7 protein-coding genes are annotated in these 7,391 nt (G+C 61.4%); all 7 read left to right on the top strand.

The features are described from left to right. The first annotated feature begins 200 nt into the window (after nucleotides 1-200). The 7 genes from rplU (at nucleotide 201) to ACMRQN_RS09655 (ending at nucleotide 7,390) form a co-directional block, all read left to right on the top strand. Entirely contained in the window at nucleotides 201-521 is a 321-nt protein-coding gene (gene rplU, locus ACMRQN_RS09685; RefSeq protein ID WP_158048956.1) for a 50S ribosomal protein L21, read from the top strand. A 19-nt stretch (nucleotides 522-540) separates the two neighbouring features. Next, complete coding sequence (gene rpmA, locus ACMRQN_RS09680) at nucleotides 541-804, top strand: 50S ribosomal protein L27 (RefSeq protein WP_158048955.1); 264 nt, start codon at nucleotides 541-543, stop codon at nucleotides 802-804. Nucleotides 805-934: 130 nt separating this feature from the next. Beyond that, nucleotides 935-2,326 carry a GTPase ObgE gene (gene obgE / locus ACMRQN_RS09675; protein ID WP_330033417.1) on the top strand — a complete coding sequence of 464 codons (1,392 nt, stop codon included), beginning with the start codon at nucleotides 935-937 and terminating at the stop codon, nucleotides 2,324-2,326. Then, on the top strand, nucleotides 2,326-3,540 hold the full coding sequence (gene proB, locus ACMRQN_RS09670; RefSeq protein WP_418734808.1) for a glutamate 5-kinase: 1,215 nt from the start codon (nucleotides 2,326-2,328) through the stop codon (nucleotides 3,538-3,540). The genes obgE and proB overlap by 1 nt, the downstream gene beginning before the upstream one ends. Before the next feature lie 48 nt (nucleotides 3,541-3,588). Then, the gene (locus tag ACMRQN_RS09665) at nucleotides 3,589-5,256 is read left to right on the top strand and encodes an HsdM family class I SAM-dependent methyltransferase (RefSeq protein ID WP_418734807.1); all 1,668 of its coding nucleotides are present in this window, start codon (nucleotides 3,589-3,591) and stop codon (nucleotides 5,254-5,256) included. Next, entirely contained in the window at nucleotides 5,256-6,077 is an 822-nt protein-coding gene (locus ACMRQN_RS09660; protein WP_418238139.1) for a hypothetical protein, read from the top strand. The genes ACMRQN_RS09665 and ACMRQN_RS09660 overlap by 1 nt, the downstream gene beginning before the upstream one ends. Then, complete coding sequence (locus ACMRQN_RS09655) at nucleotides 6,074-7,390, top strand: glutamate-5-semialdehyde dehydrogenase (protein ID WP_418734806.1); 1,317 nt, start codon at nucleotides 6,074-6,076, stop codon at nucleotides 7,388-7,390. Before ACMRQN_RS09660 ends, ACMRQN_RS09655 begins: the two co-directional genes overlap by 4 nt. Nucleotide 7,391 lies beyond the last annotated feature (1 nt).

Here is a 7,391-nt window from a genome sequence, read left to right as displayed (position 1 = left end):
TGCTTTCTCATGAAAAATCCATGCAACGCGCTCGCGCGTAGCCATGACTTCTGGTATCATTCAACAGGTTGCGCTAAGGACGGCGCAATCGGGAATAAGTGCGATGATACGCGGAGGCGGTGCATATGCGCTCTTCGGAGTCTTGCTACGGCCACGCTTCAAAGTTATCGCATGCAGTTATTTCGCATAAGGAGAAGTGAATGTACGCAATCGTGAAAACGGGCGGCAAGCAGTACAAGGTTGCCCCTGGAGACCGCATCAACATCGAGAAGCTCGATGCCGAGGTGGGCGCTGAGGTCGAGCTTCCTGTCATCTGCGTCGTCGACGGCGAGACCGTCGAGGCAGATCCTGCCAAGGCCGCTGCCACCAAGGTGGTCGCAACTGTCATCGAGCAGTTCAAGGGCGAGAAGGTTCTCGTCTTCAAGTTCAAGAAGCGCAAGAACTACAAGAAGCTGCGCGGCCATCGCCAGCAGCTCACTCGCGTGGAAATCAAGTCCGTCGGCACCGCTGTCGCCGAATAGATAAAGGGAGGCATACACCATGGCTCATAAGAAAGGCTTAGGCTCCAGCCGTAACGGTCGCGACTCTCACGCACAGCGACTCGGCGTGAAGATGTTCGGCGGTCAGCATGTTCGCACTGGCAACGTTATCGTTCGTCAGCGCGGCACCAAGTTCCATCCCGGCGAGAACGTCGGCCGCGGCAAGGACGACACCCTGTTCGCGCTGTGCGACGGCACCCTTGAGTTTACTCGCGGCGTGAAGCGTCGCGTGCACGTCCGCCCCGATGCCGAGGCACAGGAATAGCACGCTACCGCGCAATCAGCATAGATAGTCGGTTTTCGAGGCGCCCCCTGCATATCAGAGGGCGCCTTTCGTTTACAATCCAGACAACGCGGGCGCACATGATGCCCGCCCTGGCAGCGAAGGATCCCCCATGTTCGTAGACAAGGTACGCATATACGTCAAAGGCGGCGACGGCGGCGCGGGCTGCATGTCCTTCCGTCGCGAGGCGCACGTCCCCAAAGGTGGCCCCGACGGCGGCGACGGCGGTCACGGCGGCAACGTCGTCATCCAGGCCGACCTGGGCGTCTCGTCGCTGATCGACTACCGCTTCAAGCACCACTTCAAGGCCGAGCGCGGCACGCACGGCAAGGGCTCGCGCATGCGCGGCGCCGACGGCGAGGACATGATCTTGAAGGTGCCCGTGGGCACGGTGGTCCACGAGTACTTCGAGGAAACGAAGGAAACGGGCGAGCTCATCGCCGACCTCACGCACGACGGCGAGCGCATCACCGTGGCGCTCGGCGGCGTTGGCGGCCGCGGCAACGTGCACTTCGTCACGTCCACGCGCCGTGCTCCCGCGTTCGCCGAGTTGGGCGAGCCTTCGCAGGAGCAGTGGGTCGAGCTTGAGATGAAGCTCATGGCCGACGCGGCGCTTGTGGGCATGCCGTCGGCGGGGAAGTCCTCGCTCATCTCGAAGATCTCGGCGGCACGACCGAAGATCGGCGACTACCCGTTCACGACGCTTGTCCCGAATTTGGGCGTGGCGACGAGCGGCGATTTGAGCTTCGTCTGCGCCGACGTCCCCGGCCTTATCGAGGGCGCGCACGAGGGGCGCGGGCTTGGGCACGAGTTCCTTCGCCACATCGAGCGCACCGCGCTTATCGTGCACGTGGTCGACCTCACGGGCGACTATGAGGGGCGCGACCCCTTGAACGACTACGAGGTGATCAACCGCGAGCTCGAGCTGTACGCGAGCGACCTCGCGTCCCGCCCGCGCATCGTCGTGGCCAACAAGATCGACGTCCCCGGCACCGAGGAAGTCTGCAAGAAGCTCGCCGAGCGCGTGCGCGCCGACTCCATCGCCGCGGCCGGCGGCGACGAGTTCGCGGACAGCCCCATCGACCCGAAGCTCTACTGCATCAGCGCGCTCACGGGCAAGGGCGTCGACTCGCTCAAGGCCGCCATCGCGACGAAGGTGCACGAGCTGCGCGAGGAAGCGCGCGCGCAAGCCGCCGACCAGCCGGAATTCGATCACGTGTGGGAACACAAGCGCGAGATGCGCGACCGACGCTTCACCGTGCGCAAGCTCTCCGACGGCGTCTTCCGCGTGGAGGGCGGCCAGGTCGAGCGCATGGTCATCCAGACGGACTGGGAAAACGAGGACGCCATCGCCTTCTTGCAACACCGTTTCAAGCGCATCGGCGTGGAGGACGCGCTCGCGAAGGCGGGTGCTCGCAACGGCGACGAGATTCGCATCGTGGGGCGCGCCTTCGAATTCGAGTCGGCGACGGCGGATGACGCGTTCGAGGAGCTTGACATCTAATGGACGAGGCTAGGATCGACATTTCCGCAGCGGGCGAGAGGCGCGGGTCGCATGAGGGCCGCGAGCCGCGCGACGCCCGCGAGGGGCAGCTTGCCGCCCATCTGCGTCCGCTCGTGGTTAAGATCGGCTCCTCGACGCTCACCACGTCGGAGAGCAAGATCGACTACGCGTTCCTCGACGACGTCGCCCGCCAGGTGGCACGTGTGCGCGAGGCGGGCTTTTCGCCCATCATCGTGACGAGCGCGGCCATCGCGTGCGGGCTTGAGGCGCTCGGCATCGAGCGGAGGCCCACCGACATGCCGAGCTTGCAGGCAGCGGCCTCGGTGGGGCAGAGCGCGCTTTCGGCAGGCTATGCCCGCGCGTTCGCCCAACATGGGATTACCACGTCGCTTGTACTTTTGACCAGGCGCGACACAGCCGACCGTACGGCGTATCTCCACGCGCGCGACACGCTTTCCCGCTTGCTCGAGATGGGGGTCGTGCCCATCGTGAACGAGAACGACACGGTGTCGGTCGAGCAGATCCGCTTCGGCGACAACGATACGCTCGCGGCGCTCGTGGCCTGCCTCGTTGAGGCGGAGCTCATGGTGATTCTCTCCGATATCGACGGGCTCTACGATGCGAACCCGACGAAGGTCGAAGGCGCGCACCTGATTGAGCGCGTCGAACGCATCGACGAGAACATCATGGGCGTCGCGGGAGACGCGGGAAGCGTCGTCGGCTCGGGCGGCATGATCACCAAGATCAAGGCCGCGCGCGTGCTCATGGCGGCGGGCATCCCCATGACCATCTGCCTCGGCCACGCCCCCGACGCCATCGTGCACGCAGCATTCGGCGACCGCATCGGCACGCGCTTTGCGGCGAGCGAGCGCCCGCACGAGATCACGCCGCGCAAGCTGTGGATCGCGCTCGGCGACTCCGCTCGCGGGGCGCTCATCGTCGACGACGGCGCGAAGAACGCGCTGCTCCATCGCGGCAGCTCGCTTCTGTCGGTGGGCATCTCGCGTGTCGAGGGGCGCTTCAACGACGACGACATCGTCGACGTGAAAGACGCGACGGGGCATGTGATCGCCCGCGGCCGCACGGCGTTCTCGAGCGACGAGGTGGAGCTTGCTTGCGGTCGCACGCGCGAGGAGCTCGAACGCAACCGCCTGCTCGCGGCATTCGCCGACAAGCCGGTCATCCACCGCGACGAGCTGATCGCCTTCGAGTAGAGATTGCGCTATAATATCGAACAAATATTCGTGTTCTAAGGAGGAGTGATGGCATTTGGTTCCGCTTTAAGCGTCGAAGTTGACTCGACCTCGGCGAGGAAATCGCGCGGCGCATTCTTCACCCCTCCGCTATTGACTGAATATATCTGCCGATGGGCCATTCGCTCAAAAACGGACAAGGTCCTCGAGCCCGCGTGCGGCGAGGCCGAGTTCCTTCTTGCGGCTGCTCATCGCTTTGAAGAGATCGGTCTCGGCCGCTCATGTCTTAAGGAGAATCTGACAGGGCTTGAGCTTCATGCCGAAAGCGTGATCGAGGCGCGAAAGCGGATAGTTGCGAGCGGTGTTTCCTGCAATGTGATGAAGGGGGATTATCTCCTATCTGATTTTGAGGGGTGCTTTGATGCCGTTGTAGGCAATCCTCCATACGTTCGCTTCCAGTCGCTTGACCGCGCGCAAAAGGAGGGATGCCGTCGGGTTTCGCAGAAAAGCGGAGTCGAGATAAGCGCTCTGTCTTCTCTTTGGGTCCCCTTTGTCATCCAATCCGCCTTGTCTCTTAAAAGCGGCGGAAGGATAGGACTCGTCCTTCCTTCAGAGCTTCTATCGGTAAACTACGCTGCTCCTGTCAGGAAGTTCCTTTTGTCGTCGTTTGCCGAGATCAGGCTCATCACATTCGAGGAAAGGGTGTTTCCCGAAGTCCAGGAGGAAGTGGTCCTTCTTCTTGCCGAAGGGTACGGGAGGGGCGGATCCAATAAAATCAACTGGATTCAGTGCTCGAATGCTCGCGACATCGATAGAGTTTCGCCTCTTGACTATACCCCCAAGACTTCTGATGCTCGCTGGACGGGGTTGTTTGCTTCCGAGGCATCGGTCTGCCTTTTGGAGTCGTTTCTCAATCAAGGGGAATTTGCTTTGCTTTCCGATTGGGGAAAAGTGTCTCTTGGGGTGGTGACGGGCAACAACAAGTTCTTCGCGCTTACTGATGCAGATGTTGCGCGAAACGGGCTTGCGGATGATGTAATCGACTTGTGCCCACCGGGATCGTCTCATCTGAGGAGAACTTCCTTCGATTCGAGCGACCTTTCTCGACTCGGACAGTTGGGAAAGCGAACGAAATTGTTCTATCCGCAAGGTGGCTCCATCTCAAAATCTGCAGAATCTTATATCAACGAAGGTTGCGCTTCGGGCGTTGAAAAAGGCTACAAGTGCCGCAAAAGAAGCCCTTGGTGGCGTGTTCCTTTAGTGAAGCCTCCCGATGCGTTTGTAACGTACATGAATGCTTTCGGCCCAAATATCTGCTGGAACGCGGCAAGGGTACCGAATCTCAATTCGTGTCATGGGCTCTATCTTCGCGACGATGTTGCTGTTGTCGACCCTAGCCTACTCGCAATTGCCAGCTTCAACTCCGTGACGATGTTCGGCGCGGAGCTGCGAGGCCGATCGTACGGTGGGGGATTATTGAAGCTGGAGCCTAGGGAAGCGTCGCTGCTCCCGGTTCCCTCTCCGGAGCTTGTCGAAGAAGCGGCAAACGAGCTTCGGTCCGTCAAAAAATACGTTGATGCGGCGTTTGAAAAGGGCGATTACGAAACTGCCGTTTCCGTCGTCGACGCCGTGCTCTCGTCGAGGACCGGGCATGCGTCCGATTATGTTCAGCTTGGATCGAGTGCTGCTTTGATGCGACTGAGAAGGGCAAAGCGGGCAAAGAAGGTGGACTCATAATGGCTGATGCATACGCGAAATATGAGGAGATAATCGAAGCGTACGGGGAAGAACGGAGGGGCGGTTCCGATAACATCGATTTTGATTTGCTCGAGAAGCTTCTTTCTCGATCTGTTGCAGATGGGGACACTTCTCAATCGGGAGGACTTGCTCGTGCGCTTGATATGTGGATTGCCGAGCAGCTCAGGGCTTTTGGCTTTGATGAAAATGCGGTTTGGCCGCGCTTGCACCCGCCGCGCGCGATAGACCCTTCCATTCTGCGCTTTATCGGAACGCTGGGCGCAAACCTTGCCGAAGGGTGCTGCAATGCGCTTTCGCGCTATTCGAGCAGCAGCGCAGACATTATGGGCGCAGCATACAAAAAGCAGGTCGACGTCGGCCTTTCGTCTTGGACGACGGGGCCCGAGATTCTCATTTCAACTAAGACAATGCGTTCGTCATTTGGAAAAAACCTCTCGAATCGCTATGAAGAGGCCTACGGTGACGCGAAAAACCTCAAAGGACGACATCCTCTGGCGACGGTAGGGTTCTATTTCCTTGCTGACTCAAAGATTGTGGACGAAGGCGCCTCCTTTAGAAAAGCGCTTTCGATGCTACAAAAGCTTCAAATGGAAGAAGACGCCTACGACGTGGTCTGCTTGCACCTTTTCGACTTCGAAAGCGAGGGAGCTAAGGTTTCGGCAGCGAACGATCTCGTTCCAGAATTGCTCTCTCCGCAACATTTTTTCGATCGTCTCATCGGGAAAACGCTCGTGCGAGCTTCTTATGACGATCATGAAAAGGTTCGCCTCAGTTTTTCGGCTGACGAGGAGGTACTATGACTGATTTGCAGTACGAAGAGATTGAGATGCTCGCCAAGCGGGCTCGCGCGGCAAGCGTCCGCCTGGCCCAGACGAGCGACGATGAGCGCAACGGCGCCCTGCGCGCCATGGCGCAAGCGCTGCGCGAAAGCGCGCCTGCGGTTCTTAAAGCGAACGCGGCCGACGTGGCCGCCGCACGCGAGAAGGGCACGAAGGAAAGCCTCATCGACCGGCTGCTCCTCACCGATGCGCGCATCGAGGACATGGCCGCCGCGCTCGAGAGCCTAGCGGAGCTTCCCAACCCGCTCGGCCGCACGCTCGAGCAGCGCACCCTCGAGTCGGGAATCCGCCTCGAGCGCGTAAGTGTTCCTTTGGGCGTCGTCGCCGTCGTGTACGAGGCGCGCCCGAACGTGACCGCCGACGCCGCCGGCATCTGCCTGAAGTCAGGAAACGCCTGCATCTTGCGCGGCGGGTCGATGGCGGCCCGCTCGTGTGCGGTAATCGCGCGCGTGCTCTCGGCTGCGGCGGAGCGGGCGGGCATGCCCGAGGGCTCGGTCGGCATCGTCGCCTCGACCGACCGCGCGGCGACCGATGTCCTCATGGGGCTCCACGGCCTGATTGACGTGCTCGTTCCCCGCGGCGGGGCGGGGCTCATCCGCCACTGCGTGGAGACGGCCAAGGTTCCCGTCATCGAGACGGGAACGGGAAACTGCCACGTCTACGTGCACGAATCCGCCGACTTCGACATGGCGCGCGAGATCCTCGTGAACGCGAAGTGCCGCCGCTTCGGGGTCTGCAACGCCTGCGAGACGCTGCTCGTCGATGCGTCCATCGCGGCCGATTTTCTTCCCAAGGCGCTCTCCGAGCTGGCCGATCGCGGGGTGGCGATCCATGCCGACGAGCTGGCCTGCGAGGCTGCGCTTGCCGCAGGGGCCTTGCGCGGGCAGGGGCAAAGCGCGCTGCGCGTCGACCGTGCGAGCGAGCAGGATTGGGAAACCGAATATTTAGGGCCCGAAATCGCGGTGAAGTGCGTCGCGGGCGTCGACGAGGCCATCGCCCACGTGAACCGCTACGGCACGATGCACTCGGAGGCTATCGTGGCGAACCCGGGCGACCCTGCGGGCGCCTCGGCGATCGAGCGCTTCTTAAACGAGATCGACGCGGCGGCGGTCTACGCGAACGCTTCGACAGCCTTCACGGACGGCGGCATGTTCGGCCTCGGCGCCGAGATCGGCATCTCCACGCAGAAGCTGCACGTGCGCGGCCCCTTCGCGACCGATGGGTTGACCTCGTACAAGTACGTGCTGCGAGGCGACGGCCAGGTGAGGTCCTAGC

It is taken from the genome of Ellagibacter sp., from assembly GCF_048412355.1.
Taxonomy (GTDB): Bacteria; Actinomycetota; Coriobacteriia; order Coriobacteriales; family Eggerthellaceae; genus Ellagibacter.
Note: the sequence above shows the minus strand (reverse complement) of the source record. Positions and strands in the feature narration are given on the sequence as shown.